Below are 24,384 nucleotides of genomic sequence, written 5' to 3' on the forward strand. Positions count from 1 at the left end.
ATAAAGTGAAATTACTTCTTCGCAATGAAATTAAGAGTCTATCCTTTCTCTAATCATACAAATAATAGGCTAATTTGATTACTACGGCTAGCTAGTATGAAAGATAAGGAAAAGCCACTTTTGCAGAATGGTTGATTGGAGTGGAGCCAGCGTCACTCCTAGGGGATTTAGCGTCACAGAGGAGACCCTGGAGCGAACGGAAGTGAGTGAAGCGGCTCATCGGACGCCCCCTGGAAAGGACGCTGGCGGAACGGAAATCAACCCCTCACCTTGCAAAGTTGCTTTTTCTGCCGTTGACATCCTCTTTTTTCAACAACATGAACAGGCATGCAGTGAAATGCATGCCTGTTGTTTTACTGATCCTCAATGACAATGTAGGTTGCTTGAATAGGGCCGTGGACACCAACGATAAGAATCATTTCGATATCGGCTGAGTTACTTGGTCCCGTAATAAAGTTGATGCAGGAGGCAATTTTTTCACCCCGACGGATTTTTTCACTAATCCAACGAGCTGCCTGTGTCATACGAGGCACAATCGTACTTTTAGGAATTAAAATGATCGACTTCTCTGGTAAAAAGCTAATGCTTCTCCCTCTATCCTTGCTGCTAAAAAGCACGGCTGTTCCCGATTCTGCTAACGTCATTTCACTAATGGTCATCCCGATATTTGCTTTTTCAGCTTGGCGGATATTTTCCTCGGGTTGCTGTGGGTCCCATTCATAAAGCTGAATATTGGCTTGTGGCCATTGTTCGTTCATGAGTGCAGATAATCCGTAGTCTTGGAACCGTTTATCCTGCCATGTAATAATGGACTGCCCTCCATAATTGTCAACAACAGTCTGTAAATCCTGTGGAAGTGTAGTAGTACTAGAAATGACAATATGAGTATGGATGTTGGCACATTGCTTGATTAAAATCTCTACCAATTCGTCCTTTGTCGCATCTTTGAGCACACGCTCTTGTGGCTGATACTGCCAAGTTGGTCGTGGCAGCTCTGTCTTAGGTGAACGTCTGAGTTGCTTCGCAATGTTTGCTAAAAAGGTTTCTCGATGCTGAATCATATCATTCATTATTGCCCGCCTCCTTTTGTACGATGCTTCATCCAGTCTCTAAAGCTGTCTTTACTTGGTGCAGGAAAATCCCTTGCCTCAGTCCATGCTTTTAATGGGCCAGGCCCTTTAGAAATGGTATTGTCTTTAGTAAATGGAGACATAGCAGGCGCAGCCATTTTTGTCGCCATTTTATAAAGGGTAGGGGAGGAAGCCCCTAAACCAAATGCCTTCATTAAAAGCTTTTCAGAAACAGGTGCCTTGCCTTCATTTTCAACAATGACTTGACGATGGCGATGAATGAGCTGATGTAAAGGAATTTTAACAGGACATGCATCTGTACAAGCACCGCACAATGTAGAAGCATAGGGCAGTTCTTTAAAATCATCATAGCCTCCTAAAAGTGGGGAGAGGACAACACCTACTGGACCTGAGTAAATAGAGCCGTACGTATGCCCACCAACATGACGATAGACAGGACAAGCATTGACACAGGCAGCACAGCGAATGCACTGTAAAATAGGCTGGAATTCACTTCCCAAAATAGCAGAGCGCCCATTATCGACAATGACTAAATGGAATTCCTCTGGTCCATCCGTATCCTCTTCGTCCTTTACGCCTGTTAACGTTGTAATATAGCTCGTTAGCTTTTGACCAACTGCACTTCTTGTTAATAAACTAACAAGGACCTCCATTTCTTCAAAGGTAGGAACAATTCTTTCCATCCCCATAACTGTGATTTGTGTTTTTGGTAATGCTGTTACTAAATCAGCATTGCCTTCATTCGTGACAAGTGTAATCGAGCCACTTTCAGCAATAGCAAAGTTGCAGCCTGTAATCCCAATATCGGCCGTTAAATATTCCTGCCGTAATTTTTCACGTACATAAAGGGCAAGCTCCTCTGGCTTTTCTGTTTGACTGTAGCCTTGTTTTTCTTTAAAAACATCTCGAATTTGCTCCTTATTTTTATGCAAGGCTGGCGCCACAATATGCGAAGGGGGCTCGTGATCTGCCACCTGCAAAATATACTCACCTAGGTCTGTCTCAATCACTTCACAACCAAGTGCTTCTAAAGCAGTATTTAAGTTAATTTCTTCTGTCACCATTGATTTAGATTTCACAATTTTTGCTGCATTTTTCTTTCTAGCAATGCTTTGAATATAGTCGGTTGCTTCCTGTGCAGTTTGCGCAAAGAACACATGCCCGCCTCGTTTGGCAACATTTTCACTTAATTGATAGAGGTAATAATCAAGATTAGCTAAAACATGCTTGCGGATTTCCTCTCCGTGTGAGCGCCATTCTTCCCAATGTCCTAATTCCTCTGCTTGTTGAAGGCGACGAGTTTGAAAACGTTCTTGGGCACTCGAAACCGCACGACGCATAAACTGATTATCTAGCTCTTTTGTGACACGTTGCTGAAACCGATCATCACTTGTTTTCATGGCCATGTTTATTTCCCCCTCTTATCGGCAATTTAATACTTCTGCAATATGCATCACTTTAATTGGCTTATCCTGACGTTGAATGCGACCACCGATATTCATTAAACAGCCAGCATCTGCGCCTATTAAAATATCAGCACCTGTTTCTTCTACATTGTGTACTTTTTCATTGACCATTTCTCCAGAAATATGGCCCATTTTGACTGAAAAAGTACCACCAAATCCACAGCATCGATCCTTGCCAGGGAGGTCCACATAGTGTAAGCCCTTGACGTTCTTTAATAATTGCAAGGGTGCCTCTGTCACACCTAGCAATCTGGTCATATGGCATGACGTATGGTAGGTAGCTTTGCCTTCTAAATGGGCACCCACATCTTCAATCTTTAATACGTTGACAATAAATTCTGTGAATTCATAGGTTTTAGCTGCTAATGCTTGCGCTTTTGGCTCCCATGTCGTGTCCCCTTTAAAAACTTCTGGATATTCCTTCAGCATATAAGCGCAGGAGCCAGAAGGGGAGACGACGTATTCAGCATGCTCAAAGGCTAAGATCATTTTTTTCATCGCATTTTTCGAGTCCTTGACATAGCCACTATTGTAAGCAGGCTGCCCACAGCAAATTTGATCCTCTGGAAAATCGATGTCACAGCCAAGTCTTTCTAATACTTCAACAACGGCCTTCCCTACATCCCCCTGAAACATATCCACTAAGCAAGTGGCGAATAGTGTGACTTTCATATGCATCCTCCTTTTCTAAAACAACTGGTCATCTGATGACTTATCGATAACTTAATCATACAATAAATTATAACGAGATAAAACCATTTTTAATGAATTTTCAGAAAAGAAAAAACTACCTAGAGGGTACTAGGTAATTTTAGTGTGAATTGGATTCAGTCGTTTCGAAATATTGTAATAGCACTTTTTCAACATTGCTTAAATGTGATGCCATTGCGTGTTTGGCTAGCTCTTCATTTTGTTGTTTAATCGCGAGGAATATCTGCATATGTTCGTCATATAATTGTTCACTCGTTGTTTTCTGGGAGTACAACCAAATTCGTCGCGTTTCTTTCATCGTTTCAATCATCAATCCCGAAATTTGATCTAAAAGGGTAGCGAGTAGGGGATTTTGAGAGGCATTGGAAATAGCTGCATGAAATTGATAATCTACTTTTTCACCAAGCTCACCATCCCCATGGGCCTGCTTCATATCCTCTAAAATTTGTAGCATTACCTTAATATCCTGATCTGTACGGTGGAGCGCTGCACGTCCTGCTGCGCCTACTTCAATAATTTTGCGCACTTCTAATAAATGAGCAATATCCTGTCTATTCGTTAACATAGCTGTGGATAAAGGAAAATCAAGCTGATTGGCTGGCACACTTTTGACAAATGTTCCAGAGCCTTGTTTGATTTCAATCAATCCCATCGCTTTTAAAGCAGATAACGCCTCCCGTACAGCGGATCGACTCACTTGTAATTGTTCAGCAAGCTGCTCAACTGAGTCAAGCCGATCACCTGGCTTGAGGACACCAGCTCGTATTTTTTCATGCAGGATTTCGGACACTTCTTCATAAATTTTTTTTGGTTTAATCTTTCTTAATTTCAAGGGCTACACCTCTTTTTCTCGCTCATTTCCTATCATTATACATGAAAATAAGTCATTTACTCATGGTTGAACATGAACACTTTGTGTAGAGTAGAGGACTGTCGAAATTTAGGGAAAATATAATGCATCGAATAAGCCTATAATAAGGTCATCAGATGACATGATATCCAGATAGATTTGCTGATGAATGAAAAAATAAATAGTTTCTTACTATAACATGGGCGTGATAGTGTATTTGAAATATTGAAGCTTCTTTCAACATTAACGACAAGCAATCGACAATGTCAAGAAAAAGCTAGAGAAATTAGCTATACTCTCTTTGAAAAGGGGGAAGATTGGCGGATTTTGTTGACAGAAAATCAACAGGAGCGCATAATGCAGAAGTAGCTTGATGCTACTTCTCAAAAATCTCATCATTTTGCCATGAAACGTTCACAAACTAGAAGGGCGCTTTTTATTTTGTTTTTTGGTACGATGGATGCAGTAACTGTAAGGAGCGATTAAAAAAATATGGGATCTGATATTAACGTATTTTTAGCTTTTGGTGCAGGGTTCTTAAGTTTTATTTCACCATGTACTCTCCCACTGTATCCAGCATTTTTATCGTACATAACGGGTATGACATTAGATGAGCTAAAATCAGAAAAAGGTATGCTACAAAAACGTGCCATTTTCCACACACTATTCTTTTTACTAGGGTTTTCCATTATCTTTATCATTATTGGACTAAGTGCTTCATTTGCAGCAGAATTCTTCCTCAATTATCAAACATTATTACGACAGGTTGGAGCGATCTTAATCGTCGTATTCGGTTTAATGATTGTAGGGTTATTGCAAATAGACTTCTTAATGAAGGATCGAAAGTTCCAATTTAAAAATAGACCATCTGGCTATTTTGGGTCCGTCTTAATTGGTATTGCCTTTGCGGCAGGCTGGACACCATGTACAGGACCAATCCTTGCATCGATTATTATGCTAGCAAGTACAAATCCAGGTGCGGGCTTTAGCTATATGTTTGCGTATTATTTAGGGTTCGCAATTCCATTCTTCGTGTTATCTTTCTTTATTTCACGCATGACATGGATTCGTACACACAGCCAGAAAATTGTAAAAATCGGCGGGTACATCATGATTGCCGTTGGGATTTTATTATTCTTTGATGGCTTAACGTATATTACACGCGTTTTACAACCTATTTTCGGTGGATTTACAGGCTTTTAATTTGTTAAACTAAAGAGGCATACCGAACTTTAACGTGGAGGGAGATGAACATGTGCCTACAGTTTTAGTAGTGGATGATACGCTTTTTATGCGTGTTGCAATCAGTAATATGTTTACAGAATGGGGCTATGAAGTAGTCGGTAAGGCAGTAAATGGTAAGGAAGCTGTGGCGATGTATCGTGAGTTACAACCAGACTTAGTGACAATGGATGTAACGATGCCCGTTATGACAGGTATTGCAGCCGTAAAAAAAATTGTCCCAGAATTTCCAGATGCAAAAATCATTATGGTAACAGCATTAGGGCAGCAAAAATTAATCGTCGAGGCGATTGAGAGTGGGGCAAAGGATTTTATCACAAAGCCTTTTGAACCAGAGAGATTGAAGGCTGTAGCTGATCAATTACTTGGACAAAATTGTTAATTAGACATTAGAGGAGGATTTTTTTTATGTTAAGCAGTATCCCTTCTCACTATTATGTTATAGGGTCGACCATTATGGCCATTCTTATGGGGAGCTTTGTAATGGTCATACGAATGAGAGCTTCCAAAATGCCGACAAATGAGAAGAAAATTATTATTCCACCAATAGCGATGTCTTCCGGTGCACTGATGTTTTTATTTGAACAATTCCGTGTGCCACCGATGCAAATTTTAGAGGCAACCGCGGTAGGAATGGTGTTCTCGATAATATTAATTGCCACTTCGAAATTTGAAGTAAGGGGTCGAGATATTTATTTAAAACGATCAAAAGCATTCGCATTTATATTAATCGGTTTGTTAATTTTCCGAGTGGTGGCGAAAATGATTTTAAGTAGCTCCATCGATGTCGGTGAATTAGCAGGTATGTTCTGGATATTAGCCTTTGCCATGTTAGTACCTTGGCGTATCGCGATGCTCATCCAGTTTAAAAAAGTCAAAAAAACAATCCCAAAACTACACTAGTGCTGAAGCTAGTGTAGTTTTTTTGTGCTTCAATCAGATAAAACTAGTAAAGAGGAGGATAGAGTAGCAAAGCGTGGATAGAAATCCAAATGTGGAGGATAAAACTAGCAAATTGGAGGATAGCATCATAAAAGTAGAGGATAGAACCTCAGAAGTAGCGGATAGAAAAGTAAAGCGTGGATAGGAGTCCAAATGTGGAGGATAAAACTAGGAAAGTGAAGGATAACATCTAAAAAGTAGAGGATAGAACCTCAGAAGTGGAGGATAGAAAAGCAAAGCGTGGATAGGAGTCCAAATGTAGAGGATAAAACTAGCAAAGTGGAGGATAACATCATAAAAGTAGCGGATAGAACCTCAAAAGTAGAGGATAGAGCAGCAAAGCGTGGATAGAAGTCCAAATGTAGAGGATAAAACTAGCAAAGTGGAGGATAGCATCATAAAAGTAGCGGATAGAACCTCAAATGTAGAGGATAGAAAAGTAAAGCGTGGATAGAAGTCCAAATGTAGAGGATAAAACTAGGAAAGTGAAGGATAACATCTCAGAAGTGGAGGATAGAAAAGCAAAGCGTGGATAGAAGTCCAAATGTAGAGAATAAAACTAGCAAAGTGAAGGATAACATCTCAAAAGTAGAGGATAGAGCAGCACAGCGTGGATAGAAATCCAAATGTAGAGGATAAACTTAGCAAAAATAAAGGATAGCATCTCAAAAAAACAGGTTAAAACGCCCAACAACGATCGATAGCATCCCGAAGCTACGTAAAAACGCTGCACAAACCTTTGTGCAGCGTTTACTTATTCGAATAAATGTTCATAGGGGGAGATGTCAATTTGCATTTGCTCTAATTTTTTGCGTAAAAATTTGTGGTCGCGTTTTGGTGTTGCTTGAATATAGCCGCGAATAATGAGGTCATTGTTAATGGCAGCTGCTTTTTCCTCTAATGCAAGCTCGCCAATTTTTCCTGCTATTTTTTCCTTAGCCACTTGTCTAAAAAGCTCTGGGACAGGGCTTACGAGTTCATAGAGTAAATCTTTTTCAGCTTGTCCCCACAAGTGAACGGTTTTATCTAAATAATATTCTTGCCAATCTAAATCTGATTTTCCATCCTGCTTTGGGAGTGCCTTAAGGAATTTGCGGAACATGAAGAATCCGCCAATAGCCATCAATGAAATGAGGACGACAACCCAAAATAAAATAAACCATAAAAACCAACCTTGTAACAAATCGTTCACCTCTTTGCCTTCTCTCACTCTATTATAAAAGCTTCTGAAAAAAAATTCATCCTTAATGTCCCTTTTTTAGCAATTCGCCATTATATAGTGTGCAGAAGGGAGGTGATGCTTGATGGCTAACATTAACTTTGTAAATGCTACACTGCGTCTCAAGTATGTGGATGGCTATGATGAGAACAATGAGCCTACGTTTACAACGAAATTGTATCGAAATGTGAACAACACACATGGCGCGGACGATTTGCTAGCTGTTGCTCATGCCATTGCTAGTCTTTCATCACAGTCACTGGATGGCATTGCTAAGCAGGAAACACACGATTTATCTTAAGGAGGGATTACAGAATGACACAAGTTCTAGAGTTACAATTCGTAACAACTGATGGGAAAACGACAACTCTTTCGATTGATGCACCCAAGCCGAATATCACAGTGACTGAAATTCAGCAGGCAATGGCAACGATCATGGCTAAAAATGTTTTTACTGGGCAAGGTGGTGCTCTGTCAGCCATCAAGGGAGCCCGTATTGTAGATCGTCAAGTAACAGAATTTGAAGTAGCAACAGAATAATTCAAAAATGGTCTTTGCAATGAGCAGTGCAAAGACCATTTTTAGCGTAAGAGAGGAGGAGACGAATGGAACAGTGGTTGAACATGATATCCGATATCGGTTTTCCGATTTTGGTGTCATTTTATTTATTGCACCGCGTCGAAGTAAAGCTTGATGCGATTCATGCTGCACTCGTTTCATTAAAATGAAATGGATTTCACAAAGATGTACGAAAGCTGTCACTTAGAAGTTCTTGTCAACGCTTACAACCTACGTTAGGATGGGGATAGTGTAGGTTAGGGAGAGTGTTGACATGAAACGTAAATTAATAGGGCTAGTGTTGCTTTTAGCCTGTGCATCTGTGCTAGGCGCATGTGGAAATTCAAAATTTAAAGCAGATTATAGTCTGGAAATACCCGATTTTGAACATGTTAATCAACGTGGTGAAACGGTTTCACTTGAAAGCTTAAAAGGTAAGCCTTGGATTGGCATGTATATTTTCACAAACTGTGTGTCTATCTGCCCGCCCATGTCATTAAACATGGCACAAGTCCAAGAAAAGCTTCAGAAAAAAGGCGTAGAGGACTATAATATCGTTGCCTTCTCAGTAGATCCAGACGTTGATCAACCAGATGTGTTAGCGGATTATCTTAGTAAATACAATGTTCCAGATGAATCTAAATGGAACCTTCTGACAGGGTATTCACAGAAATATATCGAACAATTTGCGGTAAAAAATACAAAGATTTTAGTGAAAAACGACCCTAACAGTGACCAAGTCATTCATGGTAATCAATTTTTCTTAGTCGATAAAGATGGTGAACTCGTCAAAATGTATAATGGCTATGCTGAAAATATTGAAGATGTACCGATTGATACGATAGCATCTGATATTGAAACATATATTGATGAAAATTTATAAAGTAACAATAAACCGTCTCAAATGGTTGAGGCGGTTTTTTATGCGCTTTTCTATTTGGAAAAATAATCTTTTTCTGGTTGGGAGTCGTTTATAGTGTAGAAGGAGGGAGAAGGCATGTCTGATAATGAAAAATTAGAGCAGCTAATGGCTATACATACGGAGCAATTGTTTCGAATTGCTTATTACTATACAAAGGATTTACAAATAGCCGAGGATATTGTGCAGGATGTTTTTATTAAGTTCTATCATCAAAAACACTATGAGGAACGAGGAGAGATGAAGGCGTACTTAGCTCGCATGACAATCAATAAATGCAAGGATTACTTAAAAAGCTGGGCATACAGAAAAATTACATTGCAACATAAGTTTTTTACCAAACAAAAATCAACTTTGCAGGACACACTAATTCGTCAAGATGAACAAGCTCTGTTAGATGATGCTATTTTAAGCTTACCTCTTAAGCAACGAGAAGCGATTGTCTATTTTTATTTGGAGGAGATGACGATTAAAGAGATTGCGGAGTTACTTGCGATTCCTGAAGGTACTGTGAAATCACGCTTAAAGAAAGGAAAGGAGCTATTAAAAGGAGAGTTACAACATATTGAGTGGGAGGTGCTTTTCCATGGATAAGCATACAATGCAGGTACTACAAGATGTTACAGCACATAAAGAGGCAATCATTCAAAAGGTTCGACAGCAAATTCAGCAAGAGCCTACGATGTCCAAGTCGAAGTGGACATATCGTGCTGTTACGATGATGATTACCTGCTCTATTTTATTTTTCATTGCCTGGCAAGCCGCAAAACCGATGGATGAGCTGGCGACACAGGATGAAGGGGAAACATCTACATTCACGGATTTATTTCAAACAGAAGTGGAGGGAAAAGACACAGCATACAGTAATTTTCTTCCACTTGCTAATTATTTAAGTCAGGCAAAACATATCCAATATTATGCACCACTTCAAGGTTTAGAGGCAATGCAATCAGTAGCAACATCGCTGGAGGACGTCGTTCATTTCATTGAACCTGAAAATTTGCCATTTCAACCAAATATTCAGGAGGTCTATGCGGTATCAGCAAAAATGGAGGATGGTAGCAAACAAACACAATTTCAATTTAGCTATAAAGAAAAATCCTCCACTGGGGTGGATTTACAATTTATTAATTTTACCGTGACAAATGTAAAGTATAATCCCTTAGCGAGCTATGTGAAGTCCAAAAATATGGAGGAAACGCTAGGGATGAAAGTTTCGAATATAGGCTTAAATTTTATGAATCCTCTGTATTATCGGGAGATGTCACCAGAGCGAGGTTATGTATATACTTATTATAATTACGATGAAGCGGATAAGCGAATCTTTCAAATGACGACTAGAGCCAATGAGTTTTATTCTTACTATAACGGCTATGTCTATCATATCGGGTATCAACTTGATGGGGACCCACAGGAGGTTCAAGAAAAAATGGCGATCCTTGCAAGAGATTTTATTGTTAACGATTAATTAATGAGACATTCGCTTTGACCTATTATAGAATGATAGAAAAGAGGGGATGGAGATTTGGCTATGACGATTGCGCAAACCTATTTACAAGTTGTCCAGAAAAGATTTCAAAGTGTCAAAGAGCTAGGGGATAAAGCGCTTGCCCAATTAGAAGAGGCACAACTGCACTGGGCATATAACGAAGAATCCAATAGTATCGCAGTGATTGTGAAGCATGTAAGTGGGAATATGATTTCCCGCTGGACCAATTTTTTAACGACAGATGGAGAAAAGCCTACGAGAAATCGAGATGATGAATTTGAGGATAGTCTTCACAGCAAAGAAGCGATCATCGCAGCTTGGGACAAGGGCTGGCAAGTGTTTTTAGAGGCCTTGGCGAGTTTAACAGAATCTGATTTGCATGGGGATGTCACGATTAGAGGGGAGCGGCTAGCGGTCATCGATGCCATTGAAAGACAAATGGCGCATTATGCACAGCACGTCGGTCAAATCATTTATATCGCGAAACAGGTAAAGGGCACTGATTGGCAAACACTCAGTATTCCTAAAGGACAGTCACAGGCTTTTACGGAAGCTATGCTAGACAAACATCAACACTAATGAAAAAAGATCGTAGCCAGTAGTAGGTGCTACGATCTTTTTTATGCAAAATACAGCTTGTACACGGCTGTTTCGGTATCGATCGATTGAGCGAGTTCAAACGATTCCTGCTGATTTCTATGATTTGTGATTATCTCATAAAAAAAGCGAATCAGAAACATGAGATTGGCGTTACCCTCTATATCATCATCAGGTGCTAAGTAGGAATGACAGCCACTCTCTAAAAAGGCTGTCGCTAGCTGCTGCCAACCTAATGTACAGCCTGCCGCAATGACCTTGACATCCTGTAGCTGACAATAGGTTAAGACATCCTGTGGTTCAAAATAGATACGCCTTGGTTCATTTTCTTCATATACCTCTTAGCTTAACTCAGGCAGACAAAATCGCCCCTCATCGCCGTGAAAATTCAAGATCAGATAATCCACTTTATGAGGAAGATCATTTCCAGATAAAATGTCAATTAAATCATTTGGTCTGCCAATTAAATCAAGTGTCACTCTTGCACCAAAGGATTCCATTGCCGCTCGAATGGCCATGGATTCAAAATCACAATCAGGACCGACTACTAAATGTACGTATAATTATCGTCTACTCATACTTCATCCCCTCTATTTTAAGTAGAGTTGAAACTTATTAGGGGAGTAAACCGTATATTACAATAATTACTATATATGACAAAGGAGGTGAAAGCATGCACAAGGGAGGCTATATTTATACACTTATACTAGGCATTATTCTTAGTTTAAGCACACTACTACTCTTCATTTACAATGAAAGGCAACGGGAGGAGCTAGTACCACTGCAGCATAGTCCCATTCAATCCATTGAAGAGGCTTGGTATTTATCTGGGAGTAATGGCAAAGAGCAACATTTGTATCCATTAAAGCAAGTGTTCTATGTCGATCGCTATGAGGTGAAAGATATAGATCGCCTTCAGCAAGTTTTACAGACGAAAAAGGACCCTAGCAGTCGACCAGCCAACAATTCTTCAGTAAGTGATTTATACATACGCTTCCATAATGGCAAGGAAACGGCCTTGAAAGTAATAGTCGAGGATGAACGATACTTCCTAATGGATCAGAAGACGAAACAGTATTATGAGCTCCAAGCACAAGAAGCTGTGGATTATTTTCGTTTGTTGAATGAGGAAAGCGCAATGCCGTGGCTATTATTTATTGTTTATACGATTATATTTTTTAGTCTTGTCCTTATGCTTGGAAAGAAACTAACAGGCGCTAAATCTACAGAGAAAGAAAGTATTCCCATCAATCTGAAGGGCAAGCGATCACTAGCAGATTCTATTTATCCAGCCATCTTGCCCTTGGTCATCACATTCTCTTTGCAGATTTATGGGGCTCAGCATAGCTTACTATTACTGAGTGCGATTATGCTGACTTCAGGCATTCGGGAGTTTGTAGAAAAAAGAGGTCATTTTCTGAAAATGCTCCTGCTTCTTCCGCTCTTTTGGTGTTATCTTTACGGTTTTCAAATGATTTCTTCCTATTTCAACTAGCGCAATAGTGGATATTATTGTCAATAGATTGGAGGCGAAGTTCTCATTATTGTTAAATTTTAGCGATAGTTTATGAGGAGAGGCATAGATTTTATAGGCTAATAGATTCAGGTAGGCTATACTCAAGTGGATTATAGAAGAATAGAGGGAATCATATGAGACTAACTGTGGAACGGAAATTGCAAATTGCTTTTGGTATTGTCCTCGTCTTTTTACTGCTTATTTCAGGCATTGCTATGTACTACTTGAATAATAATAATCAGACATTAGCAGAAATCGAAGACAATACGGAATTAATTCATTTATATCAAGATATCTCGTTCCAAACTGTACGAGCGAATGCAGCTATTCGTGGGTATATGTTATATGGCAAGGAAGAAATGCTCAACAATCATCATGAAATCCGCAATACCTTACATACGTCAATTAATCGACTTCAAGAAATAGGCGATAGCAATCAAGATTTTGACCAATTTTTATTGCAGCTTGCCGATTGGGAAAAGGCCATAGATGGGCAGATTGTGCCACTTTATCAACGTGGAGATCACCAACAAGCACAACAAATGGCTTTACCGATTCTAGGAGAAGGCTCTCAGAAATTGGTTGTCTTTGGAAAGACGATGGCAACGGCTCAACAGGAAGACATGCTAGCACATATTGAAGCTACCAAGCAAAAAGGAGAAAAAAGTGGCATTGAAATTATGACACTAGCGGCCATTTCTCTTTTTATAAGTATCATCATTGCGACAATATTTGGTAGACGAATCGCAAAAAATATTCAACAAACAGTGGTTGAAATGGATAAGTTTTCAGAAGGTAATTTGCATACGCATTTACAATTTAAAACGAAGGATGAGTTTGCACATTTAGCTGATTCCTTCAATAGTATGTCAGAGAAACTTCGGCTGATGATGAAACAAGTCGGAAACTCTTCCGAGCAAGTAGCCGCGACATCGGAACAGCTAACGGCAAGTAGCATGGAGGTTACACAGGCGACAGAGGTGGTAACAGAATCTATTCATGATATTGCGCAAGGTATTGATCAGCAGGATACTTTAACAGGAGATGTACGAAATTTATCTGCCCATATTTTGAAGAAAATGAATGATATTTCTGCAAGCATACAAAGCGTGAATCAGGCAACAGTCGACACGAAAAATATGGCAAATACAGGTCGTTCTTCTGTGCATGATGTGACAGCGCAAATGAATGAAATCTCTGCCAATACAAGTGAGCTTAACACACGGGTGCAAGATTTAGATGACAATACGGCGGCGATTGTATCAGCGGTAAATGTCATTAAGAGTATTGCAACACAGACCAATTTACTGGCAATCAATGCCTCTATTGAAGCGGCAAGAAGCGGGGAGCATGGGAAAGGCTTTGCGGTTGTGGCAGAGGAAGTTCGTAAGCTAGCAGATGAGTCAAATCTTGCTGCCGTCGATATAGAAAAAGTAGTGGCCCAAATCACCGATAGCACGAGAATTATCGAAGAAGATATGGTCAACAGTAATGATTCTGTCCATGTAGGTCGTGAAAAGGTCAATGTGGCAAGAGATAATTTTATACAAATCGATGATGCGATTAATGATGTACAAGCACAGACCGAGGTAGTAACCGCAGCCATTCGAACAATCCATCATGATATTGAAAAGTTAGTGCAAGAAATCGACTATATTAGTGAAGTGTCGATGAAATCAAGCCATCATGTGCAAAGTGTTGCAGCCTCTTCAGAGGAGCAAAATGCGGCTATGGAGGAGGTAGCAGCAGCCTCTACCCATCTAGCAAAGATGGCGATAGACCTGCAAGAATCCATCCAGTCGTTTAAATACTAAATTCAACTGACCCCTGTCTCGTTACAGGGGTTTTTATTTGTCGATAAAGCCTGAATAATATGAAAATCGTAAAAATGTTGGAAAAAATTTTTTTCATCCGATAAAAGCTTTGGGAGAAATGTTAAGCAGATAAAGAGAGGGAGAGAAATAAAAAGGAGATTGATATATGAAGAAACTATTTAGCAGTTTTAAGGGCAAGCTTTATACGCTATTTGCGCTAGTCTTACTAATCCCTGTCATATCTGTTGGGAGTTTGTCTTATTTATCTGCAAAAGACTCGATTGAAGAAGAAATCTTATTTAGTGCCAATGAAAGTGTAGGCATTTTAAATAAGCTCATTGACAAAACGATTAGTGAGAAAATGAGTGACATCAGTGTGTTCAGTAGTGAAATAGATGCGCGCCAATATGAAGAAGCACAAGCATCGATGGTGTCTAAATTCCAGCAATATACAAAGCTGAATGCTGATGTGTTAAGTGTTTATATTGGCATGAATGACGGACGATTTACACAGGAGCCAAAATTAAATGGTGCAGATTATAATCCATTAGATCGAGATTGGTATAAAGAGGCGACAGCTTTAAAAGGAGAAACCTTGATTACCAACCCTTACAAGGATGCAGGAACGGGTGATATGGTGGTAACAGTTGCCAAGCAGACGAAAGATCATGCTGGGGTTGTGGCAATTGATATTAAGTTAACCGATCTTCAAAAAATTGCAGATTCTATTCGCATCGGAAAAAATGGTTATCCTTCTATTTTTGGGGAGGACAAGATGGTCATTTCACATCCTACCCTTGAAGCGGGAGGGGAGCTGAAAGAAAGCTTCCTTGATAAAATGTACGAAAGTCCATCAGGTACGTATGAGTATGTCTTTAATGGCGATGATCGTCTATTATTCTATACGACAAATGAACTGACGAATTGGAAAATAACAGGAACAATTTTTGCTAAAGAAATTGATGAGTCCGCTTCCTCAATCCTATATCATACAATTCTTGTCCTCATAGCTGCAATTATCATCAGTACCATCATCTTTTATTTTGTAATGAAGGCTGTCATTAAACCCATTAAAGCCCTAAAGGATAGTGCTGTTACAATCAGCAAAGGTGACCTCACGGAAATAGTGACAATTACGTCGAAAGATGAGATTGGTCAATTAGGTCAAGCCTTTAATGATATGCAAGAAAGCTTACGGACACTGATTCAAAAAATCGAACAAAACGCAGAGGAGGTTGCTTCTTCAGCAGAAGAGCTAACCGCCAATGCCAATCAAACTAGCATTGCAACAGAAAAAGTGGCGATTTCCATTCAGGATGTTGCCACAAGCGCTGATTCTCAAACGATTAGTGCCAATAAAAATGCAGCTTCATTACATGAGCTTGCTACTGCCATTCTGCATATTGCAGAAATCTCCTCTGCTGTGACAGACCTTTCACAGCACGCCACATTACAGGCGGATGAGGGAGGACAAGCTGTGCAAAATACGAAGGATCAAATGCAATCCATCCATTTATCCGTAGCAGATTCCAATGCAAAAATCCAGACGTTGCATGAACGTTCTCAGCAAATTACATCCATTTTAGATGTGATTACAAGCATTGCAGATCAAACAAATTTACTGGCTTTAAATGCAGCCATTGAGGCAGCAAGAGCAGGTGAACACGGGAAAGGCTTTGCAGTAGTGGCAGACGAAGTGCGCAAGCTAGCAGAGCAATCACAAGAATCAGCCAAACAAATATTTGAGCTTATCCGAGGTATTCAGCAAGAAACGGAGCAATCTGTCAGTATTATGGCGAAGGTAACAGAGGATGTGCAAAGTGGTTTGCATATTTCCGATGAAGCCATTGCGAAATTCCAAGTCATTATGACTAGTATGAATGAAATTACCCCGAAAATGGAGGAGGTATCTTCCGCCTCTGAGCAAATGTCAGCAGGAGTTCAGGAGGTAGCAGCGGTAACAGAAGATTTGGCATTCTCCGCGAAGGGCAATGCAGCGGCGTCTGAGGATGTAGCAGCTTCAACAGAGGAGCAATTAGCCTCAATGGAGGAAATCAATGCCTCTGCGCAAGCACTCGCACATATGGCCGATGAATTAAAGCTGCTGATTAGTCAGTTTAAATATTAACGCACAACGCCACTCCAATTTTCGGAGTGGCGTTAGTTGTTTTATCGATCTTCTTCTTCCCAACAGTCTGTATTTTTTAAGGTTGGAATTGATTTTGCATAAAAGACAGGGTTTTTGCCTGCTCTTCGTTGCTCTGTAAAGTCGTCTAGCACAAGGAAGGCAATTTTACCGAGAATCATAATGATGGCGATATTGATGAGCGCCATCAGCCCCATAAAGAGGTCAGCAAGGTTCCATACAAGCTGTACTTGTGCGACGGAGCCAAGCATGACCATAAACAGCACTAAAATACGATAGCTAAACATCCAAACTTTATGTGCGTCCATAAATTCAATATTGGATTCACCATAATAATAATTACCAATGATCGAACTAAAAGCAAAGAAAATGATGGAGATGGCAATAAAATAAGGAGCCCAATCACCAACATGAACAGCTAAAGAATGTTGCGTCAAAATAATGCCATCACTTTCACCCTTATCATATAACCCAGCTAAAATAATAATAAAGGCTGTGGCTGTACAAATCATAATCGTATCAAAAAAGACACCTAAGCTTTGTACAAGTCCTTGTTTAGCAGGATGTGAGGTATTAGCAGTCGCCGCAGCATTCGGCACACTCCCCATCCCTGCTTCATTGGAAAATAAACCGCGACGTACGCCCTGCATAATTGCTGCCCCAATTGCGCCACCAGCAGCTTCCTGTAGGCCAAATGCATGAGTGAAAATTAATGAAAAAACATGCGGAATTTCCGATAAATTGGTCACCACCACAAAAAGGGCTACAAGTAAATAGAAGATGGCCATAACAGGTACAAGAATTTGTGTCACCTTTACAATTCGATGGACACCACCAAAAATAATGAAGGCTGTTAAAATAACAAGTATCGCCCCGATGATCTTTGGACTTACATCGAAGGCTTCGCCAACTGAAGTGGCAATGGTGTTGGCCTGCACAGCATTAAAAATAAAGCCAAAGCTTAATGTTAATAAAATACTAAAAATAATACCAAGCTTTCGTTGACCTAACGCCTTCTCCATATAGTAGGCAGGACCACCACGAAACGTATCGCCATCCTTTACTTTGTACACTTGTGCTAAGGTACTTTCAATGAATGCAGTGGCCATCCCTAAAATCGCAATCATCCACATCCAAAATACTGCACCAGGTCCACCTACACCAATGGCTAAGGCTACACCTGTAATATTCCCTGTGCCGACACGTGAAGCAGCACTAATGGTAAAGGCCTGGAACGGAGAAACCCCCGAATCGCCCTCTCTTTTTTCTACAATTAAACGAAACATTTCAGGAAAAAGACGAATTTGTACAAACTTCGTACCGAATGAAAAATATAGTCCTGCTGCTAAAAGTAAGATAATGAGGATGTATGTCCATAAAATATTATTTCCGCTATCTACTATCGTTGAGATCCATTCCATAAGTTGTCCTCCTTTCACAATACGCTTTAGTCTACACTGGTTTTTTATAAAAAATCAACTTTTCTAAAATAATGAATTATAATAAAATTTTGAGATTTGTAATTATTTAATTGTAAAAATTCTTTTTATCTACTATTTTCCAAGCCTTACATATTACTTTTGGAAAATTCTCTTATTTCGGTGCGAGATAGGCGTATAATAATAGAAAAAAGGAGTGTTGTTGTCATGAAAACAATCGGCTTAATTGGTGGGATGAGCTGGGAATCATCTGCTGAATATTACAGACTGATCAATGAACAGGTGAAACATAGATTAGGGGGCTTACACTCTGCGAAATGTATTTTGTATAGTGTAGATTTCCAGCAAATTGAGCACTTGCAAGCTAACGGAGAATGGGACAAAGCAGGCGAGGTGCTAGCTCAAGCAGCACAAGCACTCGAGCGTGCAGGGGCAGACTTAGTCATCATTTGTACCAATACAATGCATAAGGTCATTGATGTTATCGAGACTGCCATTACCATTCCTATTTTACATATTGCGGATGCCACAGCTAGTCAAATAAAAGAAGCGGGATACCAGAAAATAGCGCTTCTTGGCACAAAATATACAATGGAGCAAGCCTTTTATAAGGCGAGAGTAGAGAGCTTTGATATTGAGGTCATTGTGCCAGATAGCATCAAACGAATGGAAGTAAACCGAATTATATATGATGAATTGTGTCTCGGCACTATTGTACCGGCCTCTAAAGCGTACTATATCCAAGTGATCGAGGAGCTTGTACAAGCGGGTGCACAAGGGGTGATTTTGGGCTGTACGGAGATTGGCTTACTGATTCAGCAGGAGGATGTCAGCATTCCAGTATTTGATACAACAGCTATCCATGCACAGGCTGCTGTGTTAATGGCGATTCAGGAGGAGGCATAATATGCAGGGAAAGGTAAGACGATTGGGCATTGAAATTGGCGTGTTACCAGTTGGACAGAAAAACTGCATCACCGATGTAGCAGGAGTCCGAGTAGGACATGTTACATTGGATGAGCCATTAGATCAGAATGGAGCCTATGCGTGTACAGGCGTCACAGCCATTTTACCGCATGGTGGCAATGTATTTCAGCAAAAGGTAACGGCGGCAGGCTATGTGCTAAATGGCTTTGGGAAAACAACGGGACTTGTGCAGGTGAATGAGCTAGGTGTACTCGAATCGCCCATCATGTTAACCAATACTTTTGGCGTACCAGCTGTTACCCAAGGAACATTAAGCTATATGCTTGACCAGAATGAAGACATTGGACTAACAACGGGAACCATTAACCTCGTTGTGGGAGAATGTAATGATAGTTATCTCAATTCGATTCGAGCTTGTCCAGTGACACCTGCTCATGCCACAGATGCCATTCGTCAAGCCTCTACACAGATGGCACAGGAAGGCGCTGTTGGAGCAGGGAAGGGTATGATGTGCTTCGGCTATAAAGGAGGAATTGGTTCCTCCTCTCGCATCGTCAAAGCACAATCAAATGAAGTCAACTATACTGTAGGCTGCCTAGTTCTTAGTAATTTCGGACAAAGCGCAGAGTTTTTAGCCGAGCGTTACAAAATTGCAACTGTTCAAAACCAATCAAGCTTATCACCAACAGATGGCTCCATTATCATTGTCCTTGCGACAGATGCCCCATTGAGTAGCCGACAATTGACACGCGTCATTAAACGTTGTGGTATCGGTTTAGGACGGACAGGCAGTCATTTTTCACATGGTAGTGGCGACATTGTGATTGGCTTCACGACGGCACATTGTATTCCTCATACCGCTGATCAGCTTGTTGAGACAAGAACACAGCTACGTGAGGATCATCCTATCATGAATCAATTGTTTACAGCCGCTGCTGAAGCGACAGAGGAAGCGATACTTAATTCGTTGTCTCAGGCACAGACAACAATTGGTCGCAATGGTCATACGGTGGAAGCATACTCATTTCATCAGGCATAATAGAAAGAGCTATTGAGACAATATTCGTGTTTCAATGGCTTTTTTTATGCCACCAAACAGGATTCGTTGTTTTTTTAGCATGAGCGAGCTATAAGATGAATAAAATCCTTAATTAGAGGATGAAAGCGTTTTTTCGCCCCGTAAATTGCTGGAATATGTTTCATTATAAGAGTATATCCATTATTTTGTAATTATTCTTTTTTTATGTAGTCAATGATAGAGAGATGTGATAACATTCAACTTAAAAAACTGAATTATCTAATTATTTTAAGGGGGCTCTATTACTATGAACCTTTTTCAACCGATAGCGCCGTCTCTAAATGGAAACCCCTCAACATCACCAGTTGTACGTGAAAACGATGAGCCGCTTATCCAGATTTCAGCTGCTCATTCTAGGATAGTGATGGAGCCAATCTACTATCAGCAACAGATTCCTGATAGTTTACGAGCTATTTATGTGCGAGAAGGTGTCTATGAGCGTTTGCAGCAGGCGTTAACATTATTACCTCAGGAGTATTGCTTATTACTTTATGATGGCTATCGTCCCTTTCAAGTACAGGAGTATTTGTTTAGCCATTTTTCACAGCAATTAGCAAAAATGATGCCGCAGTTATCACCACAAGCGATTGTGCAAGCAACCAAAAAATATGTAGCGTTTCCAAGTAAAGATGCAGCCCATTTAGCCCCCCATTTAACAGGCGGTGCCATCGACGTGACGTTAGCTGATATTCATGGTAAAGCCTTGGATCTTGGGACAGCGTTCGATGCAATGAATGAAAAATCTGCTACCCGTTATTTTGAACAGTATACGGAAGAAAATCCGCTAGCCTGTCAGCATCGTCGTTTGCTGTATAACTGTATGACACTTGCTGGATTTACGAATTATGCGGAGGAATGGTGGCATTACGATTATGGCAATGTGGCATGGGCTAGACGTGTTCAGGCACAGGTAGCCGATTATGGAGCAGTACACGCAACAATTCAAAATCACAATGTAAAGGAGTTTCGATTTCTATGAAAGTTTATATTAGTGCAGATATTGAAGGGATTACAGGAACAACTTCGTGGAGTGAAACCGAGTTAAATGCGCCTGACTATCAATTTTTCCAAAGACAAATGACGCGAGAAGTAGAAGCAGCCATTGAAGGAGCGATAGCAGGGGGAGCAACCGAAATTTTATTAAAGGATGCCCATGATTCAGCCCGCAATCTAGACATTTCCAATTTACCAATCAATTGTAAAGTCATCCGTGGCTGGACATACGATCCTATGTGTATGGTAGCGGGCCTCGATCAAAGCTTTGACCGTGCCATTTTTATCGGCTACCACAGTAAAGGAGGAAGTGAGCGTAACCCACTAGCCCACACGCTTTGTACGTATGCCGACGTCAAAATTAATGGCGAATATGCGAGCGAATTTCTAATCAATACGTATGCAGCAGCCTTACACGGTGTGCCCGTGTCCTTCGTGAGTGGAGATGTGGGATTGACAGAAGAGATTCAGGCCATCAATGAACACATTGTCACATTCGCCACTAAGGAAGGCATCGGCAACGCAACGATTAGTGTCAGTCCGCAACTAACCATCATGGAAACCAAACGACTGGTAGCGTCTTCTATGAAGGTGCCCCGTGCCGCATTACAGGTAACGTTGCCAGAACACTTTGTAGTAGAAATTATTTATCGCGACCATACACGGGCCTATCGCAATTCTTTTTATCCTCATGCCAAATTCAAACCACACAATACCGTAGAGTTCATAACAGGTGATTTTTATGAAGTGCTGCGTGTCCTGCAATTTTTAACGTGATAGGTGAGGAGTGATCAATTTGGTGAGGGACTTGCTCATAAATGAGTGAGAAGTGATCAAAAAGTGGAGGTCCCCGCTCACAATCATGTGAGAAGTGATCAAAAAGTTGGGTAACCCGCTCATAATCACGTGAGAAGCGATCAAAAGGATGAGGTCCCCGCTCACAATTGACTGAGAAGTGATCAAAAAGTGGAGGTCCCCGCTCACAAATGAATGAGAAGTGATCAAAAAGTAGGGCACCCCGCTCACAATCGAGTAAGAAGTGATCAAAAAAGTGGGCACCCCGCTCACAATCGAGTGAGAAGTGATCAAAAGGATGAGGTCCCCGCTCATAAAAGAGTGAGAAGTGATCAAAAAGTGGAGTTCCTCGCTCACAAATGAATGAGAAGTGATCAAAAAGTAGGGCACCCGCTCACAATCGAGTAAGAAGTGATCAAAAAGTAGGGCACCCCACTCATAATCAAGTGAAAAGTGATCAAAAAAGTAAAGAACCCGCTCACAAATAGTTGAAAAGCGCTCAACCCAGCTCAACCCAGCGAACTCCTCCCACTTAAAGAGGCCTTCAAAAAGCAGTGGGACACGCTGTCTAAGTGGTTTGATAGTTGATAGAACCAACAATTAAATCTCATAACCGTGACAACGGGTATTGTACCGTTGTTCATTTCATCGATAGATGGTCGATTTAGACGGACCTAGCTTATGTTTGAATGATCCTATTGAAGGTACAATCCATCCAGCCAATAGGATTTTCATTATAAAAAGATGACTAGGGGGATGCTTGTGAGAAAGTATTGGTTGCTGTTCGTATGTCTGGTCGTATTATTTTGTGTAGCTTGCAATGATGAATCATCGAGTGAAAAAGCATCGGAATATCGTGTGGTGTATTCAGGGGAAATTAAAACGTTAAATTTTTTAAAGACGTCAGAAACAAATGAATTTGCGGTGGCCGCGAATATGGTGGATGGGCTCATAGAATACGATCAATATGGGGTGGTCCAGCCAGGATTAGCGAAAGAATGGTCTGCGAATGAGGATGCTACCGTGTGGACGTTCAAGCTGCGTGATGACGCAAAATGGGTGACACATGAGGGCAAGGGTTATGCAGATGTTGTGGCACAAGACTTTGTGGATGGCTTGCACTATGTGCTTGATGCTAAAAATGAATCGTCGACAGCTTGGATTGCAACAGTGGTGAAAAATGGGGAGGCCTTCTATAACGGCGAGATGACAGATTTCAAGGGAGTTGGCATAAAGGCGTTAGATAAACATACAGTAGAATATACTTTAGAGGCGCCGACACCCTATTTTCTTTCTATGTTGAACTATGTATGCTTCTTCCCAGTGAATGGCAAGTTCATTGCGGAAAAAGGGGAGGCCTTTGGTACGACACGTGAAAATTTCCTTTATAATGGCGCGTATATTTTAGATAAATTTGAGCCACAAAATGAGCGCGTGCTTCTGAAAAATGAGTCGTATTGGGATAAAGACAAGGTGCTGATTGATCGTATTCGCTATAAATACAATAAAGAAGCAGCAACAGTGGCACCTGAGCTATTTTTACGTGGCGAAATCGATTCGGCTAGTATCCCAACCTCCATTATTGATGAATGGTTTAAAGATGAAAAGAAAAAATCACAGGTTCGTCAAACACAAAATAACTTCTATACCTACTTCTATGCACTCAACTTCAACCCACAATTTGACGCACAATACGAGCCTGATAATTGGAAGGTCGCTGTCAATAATAAAGATTTCCGCAAATCCTTATTCCATGCGCTTGATCGTGTATCTGCGATGCTGACGGTTGAGCCTTATAATCCAGCAGATTTGCTGAGCAATACCATTACACCGAAAAACTTTGTTGATGTGGAAGGGGTGGATTATACACAACTTGCACCACTTACATCCATCTCCAATGAAGATTCCTTCAATAAAGAGCTGGCTCTAGCGTACAAAGAAAAGGCAAAAGCAGCATTAGCAGATAAGGCTACATTCCCTGTAAAAGTATTAATGCCCTATAATGCGGGCAGTCCAGATTGGGCTAATCGTTCTCAAGTAGTCGAGCAGCAAATGGAGAAATTGCTAGGGACAGATTATGTCGACATTATCGTAGAGGCGGGTCCATCGACAGGCTTCCTATCAGAGGTGCGTCGACCTGGCAAGTTTGCGCTTTTAGAAGCGAACTGGGGCCCTGATTATGCAGATCCTTCTACGTATACAGATCCATTCACTGTTGATGGTACTTACAATAAGCCTGAATTAGCAGAGGGTTATAAAGAGGCGAATGGAAAAACGACTTATCAAAATCTTGTGGATCAAGCGAAAGAAACAATCGATACAGCCAAACGCTATGAGCTATTTGCGAAGGCAGAAGCGTTTTTAATTGAGGAAGCCTTTGTCATTCCGTATTCAGTTGGTGGTAGTGGTTATATGGCTTCTAAATTAAATCCATTCGAGGCACAATATTCGCCATTTGGTGTAACAGCAGAGAAATTTAAAGGTCAGCAAGTGCTAGAAAAGCCAATGAGTAATGAAGAATTTAAAAAGGCGCTTGCCGATTGGGAACAAGAACGTGCGGAAGCCCTAGCCAATGCTGAAAAGTAGTAGCAT

At 40.6% G+C, this 24,384-nt stretch carries 24 protein-coding genes and 1 pseudogene; 18 read left to right on the top strand and 7 right to left on the bottom strand.

Annotated features, from left to right (window positions below):
* Positions 1-353: 353 nt before the first annotated feature.
* From MHB65_RS09205 to MHB65_RS09220, 4 genes are all read right to left on the bottom strand, one after another.
* On the bottom strand, positions 354-1,070 hold the full coding sequence (locus MHB65_RS09205; protein ID WP_342443202.1) for a lactate utilization protein C: 717 nt from the start codon (positions 1,068-1,070) through the stop codon (positions 354-356).
* Positions 1,070-2,497: a LutB/LldF family L-lactate oxidation iron-sulfur protein gene (locus MHB65_RS09210; RefSeq protein ID WP_342443203.1), complete on the bottom strand. Its 1,428-nt coding sequence runs from the start codon at positions 2,495-2,497 to the stop codon at positions 1,070-1,072. The genes MHB65_RS09205 and MHB65_RS09210 overlap by 1 nt, the downstream gene beginning before the upstream one ends.
* A 15-nt stretch (positions 2,498-2,512) precedes the next feature.
* Positions 2,513-3,229 (bottom strand): (Fe-S)-binding protein, encoded by a 717-nt coding sequence (locus MHB65_RS09215; protein WP_205442675.1) that lies wholly within the window; start codon positions 3,227-3,229, stop codon positions 2,513-2,515.
* Between the two features lie 139 nt (positions 3,230-3,368).
* Positions 3,369-4,100, bottom strand: a complete 732-nt coding sequence (locus MHB65_RS09220) for a FadR/GntR family transcriptional regulator (RefSeq protein WP_342443204.1) — start codon at positions 4,098-4,100, stop codon at positions 3,369-3,371.
* A 510-nt stretch (positions 4,101-4,610) separates the two neighbouring features.
* On the opposite strand from MHB65_RS09220, the gene MHB65_RS09225 reads away from it, so the two are divergent.
* The 3 genes from MHB65_RS09225 to MHB65_RS09235 are packed head-to-tail and all read left to right on the top strand — an operon-like array spanning position 4,611 to position 6,263.
* Positions 4,611-5,321 (top strand): cytochrome c biogenesis protein CcdA, encoded by a 711-nt coding sequence (locus MHB65_RS09225; RefSeq protein WP_205442676.1) that lies wholly within the window; start codon positions 4,611-4,613, stop codon positions 5,319-5,321.
* 52 nt (positions 5,322-5,373) lie between these two features.
* A complete protein-coding gene (locus MHB65_RS09230; RefSeq protein WP_279381281.1) occupies positions 5,374-5,742 on the top strand; it encodes a response regulator in 369 nt (122 codons plus the stop codon).
* 26 nt (positions 5,743-5,768) lie between these two features.
* Positions 5,769-6,263, top strand: coding sequence for a cytochrome c biogenesis protein CcdC (locus MHB65_RS09235; RefSeq protein WP_205442679.1), 495 nt, complete (start codon positions 5,769-5,771; stop codon positions 6,261-6,263).
* Between the two features lie 793 nt (positions 6,264-7,056).
* On the opposite strand, the gene MHB65_RS09240 is transcribed toward MHB65_RS09235, so the two are convergent.
* The gene (locus tag MHB65_RS09240) at positions 7,057-7,485 is read right to left on the bottom strand and encodes a DUF2621 domain-containing protein (RefSeq protein ID WP_205447381.1); all 429 of its coding nucleotides are present in this window, start codon (positions 7,483-7,485) and stop codon (positions 7,057-7,059) included.
* A 121-nt stretch (positions 7,486-7,606) separates the two neighbouring features.
* Between MHB65_RS09240 and MHB65_RS09245 the strand changes: the two genes are divergently transcribed.
* From MHB65_RS09245 to MHB65_RS09275, 7 genes are all read left to right on the top strand, one after another.
* Positions 7,607-7,822 carry a DUF1659 domain-containing protein gene (locus MHB65_RS09245; protein WP_342443205.1) on the top strand — a complete coding sequence of 72 codons (216 nt, stop codon included), beginning with the start codon at positions 7,607-7,609 and terminating at the stop codon, positions 7,820-7,822.
* A gap of 14 nt (positions 7,823-7,836) precedes the next feature.
* On the top strand, positions 7,837-8,061 hold the full coding sequence (locus MHB65_RS09250) for a DUF2922 domain-containing protein (RefSeq protein WP_342443206.1): 225 nt from the start codon (positions 7,837-7,839) through the stop codon (positions 8,059-8,061).
* Between the two features lie 65 nt (positions 8,062-8,126).
* Positions 8,127-8,249, top strand: coding sequence for a YvrJ family protein (locus MHB65_RS09255; protein WP_004229459.1), 123 nt, complete (start codon positions 8,127-8,129; stop codon positions 8,247-8,249).
* Between the two features lie 104 nt (positions 8,250-8,353).
* A complete protein-coding gene (locus MHB65_RS09260; protein ID WP_342443207.1) occupies positions 8,354-8,962 on the top strand; it encodes an SCO family protein in 609 nt (202 codons plus the stop codon).
* A gap of 114 nt (positions 8,963-9,076) precedes the next feature.
* Positions 9,077-9,592, top strand: a complete 516-nt coding sequence (locus MHB65_RS09265) for a sigma-70 family RNA polymerase sigma factor (RefSeq protein WP_342443208.1) — start codon at positions 9,077-9,079, stop codon at positions 9,590-9,592.
* Positions 9,585-10,466, top strand: a complete 882-nt coding sequence (locus tag MHB65_RS09270; RefSeq protein ID WP_342443209.1) for a hypothetical protein — start codon at positions 9,585-9,587, stop codon at positions 10,464-10,466. The genes MHB65_RS09265 and MHB65_RS09270 overlap by 8 nt, the downstream gene beginning before the upstream one ends.
* A 63-nt stretch (positions 10,467-10,529) precedes the next feature.
* Positions 10,530-11,066, top strand: a complete 537-nt coding sequence (locus tag MHB65_RS09275) for a DUF1572 family protein (protein ID WP_342443210.1) — start codon at positions 10,530-10,532, stop codon at positions 11,064-11,066.
* A gap of 41 nt (positions 11,067-11,107) precedes the next feature.
* On the opposite strand, the pseudogene MHB65_RS09280 reads toward MHB65_RS09275, so the two are convergent.
* Positions 11,108-11,602 (bottom strand): annotated as a pseudogene (locus tag MHB65_RS09280) (delta-aminolevulinic acid dehydratase).
* Positions 11,603-11,757: 155 nt separating this feature from the next.
* Between MHB65_RS09280 and MHB65_RS09285 the strand changes: the two are divergent.
* The 3 genes from MHB65_RS09285 to MHB65_RS09295 all read left to right on the top strand — a co-directional run bounded on the left by MHB65_RS09285 (position 11,758) and on the right by MHB65_RS09295 (position 16,542).
* Positions 11,758-12,579: a hypothetical protein gene (locus MHB65_RS09285; protein WP_342443211.1), complete on the top strand. Its 822-nt coding sequence runs from the start codon at positions 11,758-11,760 to the stop codon at positions 12,577-12,579.
* A 155-nt stretch (positions 12,580-12,734) separates the two neighbouring features.
* Positions 12,735-14,414 carry a methyl-accepting chemotaxis protein gene (locus MHB65_RS09290; RefSeq protein ID WP_342443212.1) on the top strand — a complete coding sequence of 560 codons (1,680 nt, stop codon included), beginning with the start codon at positions 12,735-12,737 and terminating at the stop codon, positions 14,412-14,414.
* A 166-nt stretch (positions 14,415-14,580) separates the two neighbouring features.
* Entirely contained in the window at positions 14,581-16,542 is a 1,962-nt protein-coding gene (locus MHB65_RS09295; protein ID WP_342443213.1) for a methyl-accepting chemotaxis protein, read from the top strand.
* 41 nt (positions 16,543-16,583) lie between these two features.
* On the opposite strand, the gene MHB65_RS09300 is transcribed toward MHB65_RS09295, so the two are convergent.
* Complete coding sequence (locus MHB65_RS09300) at positions 16,584-17,981, bottom strand: alanine/glycine:cation symporter family protein (RefSeq protein WP_342443214.1); 1,398 nt, start codon at positions 17,979-17,981, stop codon at positions 16,584-16,586.
* A gap of 225 nt (positions 17,982-18,206) precedes the next feature.
* Between MHB65_RS09300 and MHB65_RS09305 the strand changes: the two genes are divergently transcribed.
* The 5 genes from MHB65_RS09305 (at position 18,207) to MHB65_RS09325 (ending at position 24,378) form a co-directional block, all read left to right on the top strand.
* A complete protein-coding gene (locus MHB65_RS09305; protein ID WP_205442695.1) occupies positions 18,207-18,905 on the top strand; it encodes an amino acid racemase in 699 nt (232 codons plus the stop codon).
* A 1-nt stretch (position 18,906) separates the two neighbouring features.
* Complete coding sequence (locus MHB65_RS09310; RefSeq protein WP_342443215.1) at positions 18,907-19,965, top strand: P1 family peptidase; 1,059 nt, start codon at positions 18,907-18,909, stop codon at positions 19,963-19,965.
* A 286-nt stretch (positions 19,966-20,251) separates the two neighbouring features.
* Positions 20,252-20,983 (top strand): M15 family metallopeptidase, encoded by a 732-nt coding sequence (locus tag MHB65_RS09315; protein ID WP_342443216.1) that lies wholly within the window; start codon positions 20,252-20,254, stop codon positions 20,981-20,983.
* A complete protein-coding gene (locus MHB65_RS09320) occupies positions 20,980-21,774 on the top strand; it encodes a M55 family metallopeptidase (protein ID WP_342443217.1) in 795 nt (264 codons plus the stop codon). The genes MHB65_RS09315 and MHB65_RS09320 overlap by 4 nt, the downstream gene beginning before the upstream one ends.
* A gap of 780 nt (positions 21,775-22,554) precedes the next feature.
* Positions 22,555-24,378 carry a peptide ABC transporter substrate-binding protein gene (locus MHB65_RS09325; protein ID WP_342443218.1) on the top strand — a complete coding sequence of 608 codons (1,824 nt, stop codon included), beginning with the start codon at positions 22,555-22,557 and terminating at the stop codon, positions 24,376-24,378.
* The last annotated feature ends 6 nt before the right edge of the window (positions 24,379-24,384 follow it).

The sequence above is a fragment of the Lysinibacillus sp. FSL K6-0075 genome (assembly GCF_038592945.1).
In the GTDB taxonomy this organism is placed as follows: domain Bacteria; phylum Bacillota; class Bacilli; order Bacillales_A; family Planococcaceae; genus Lysinibacillus; species Lysinibacillus fusiformis_F.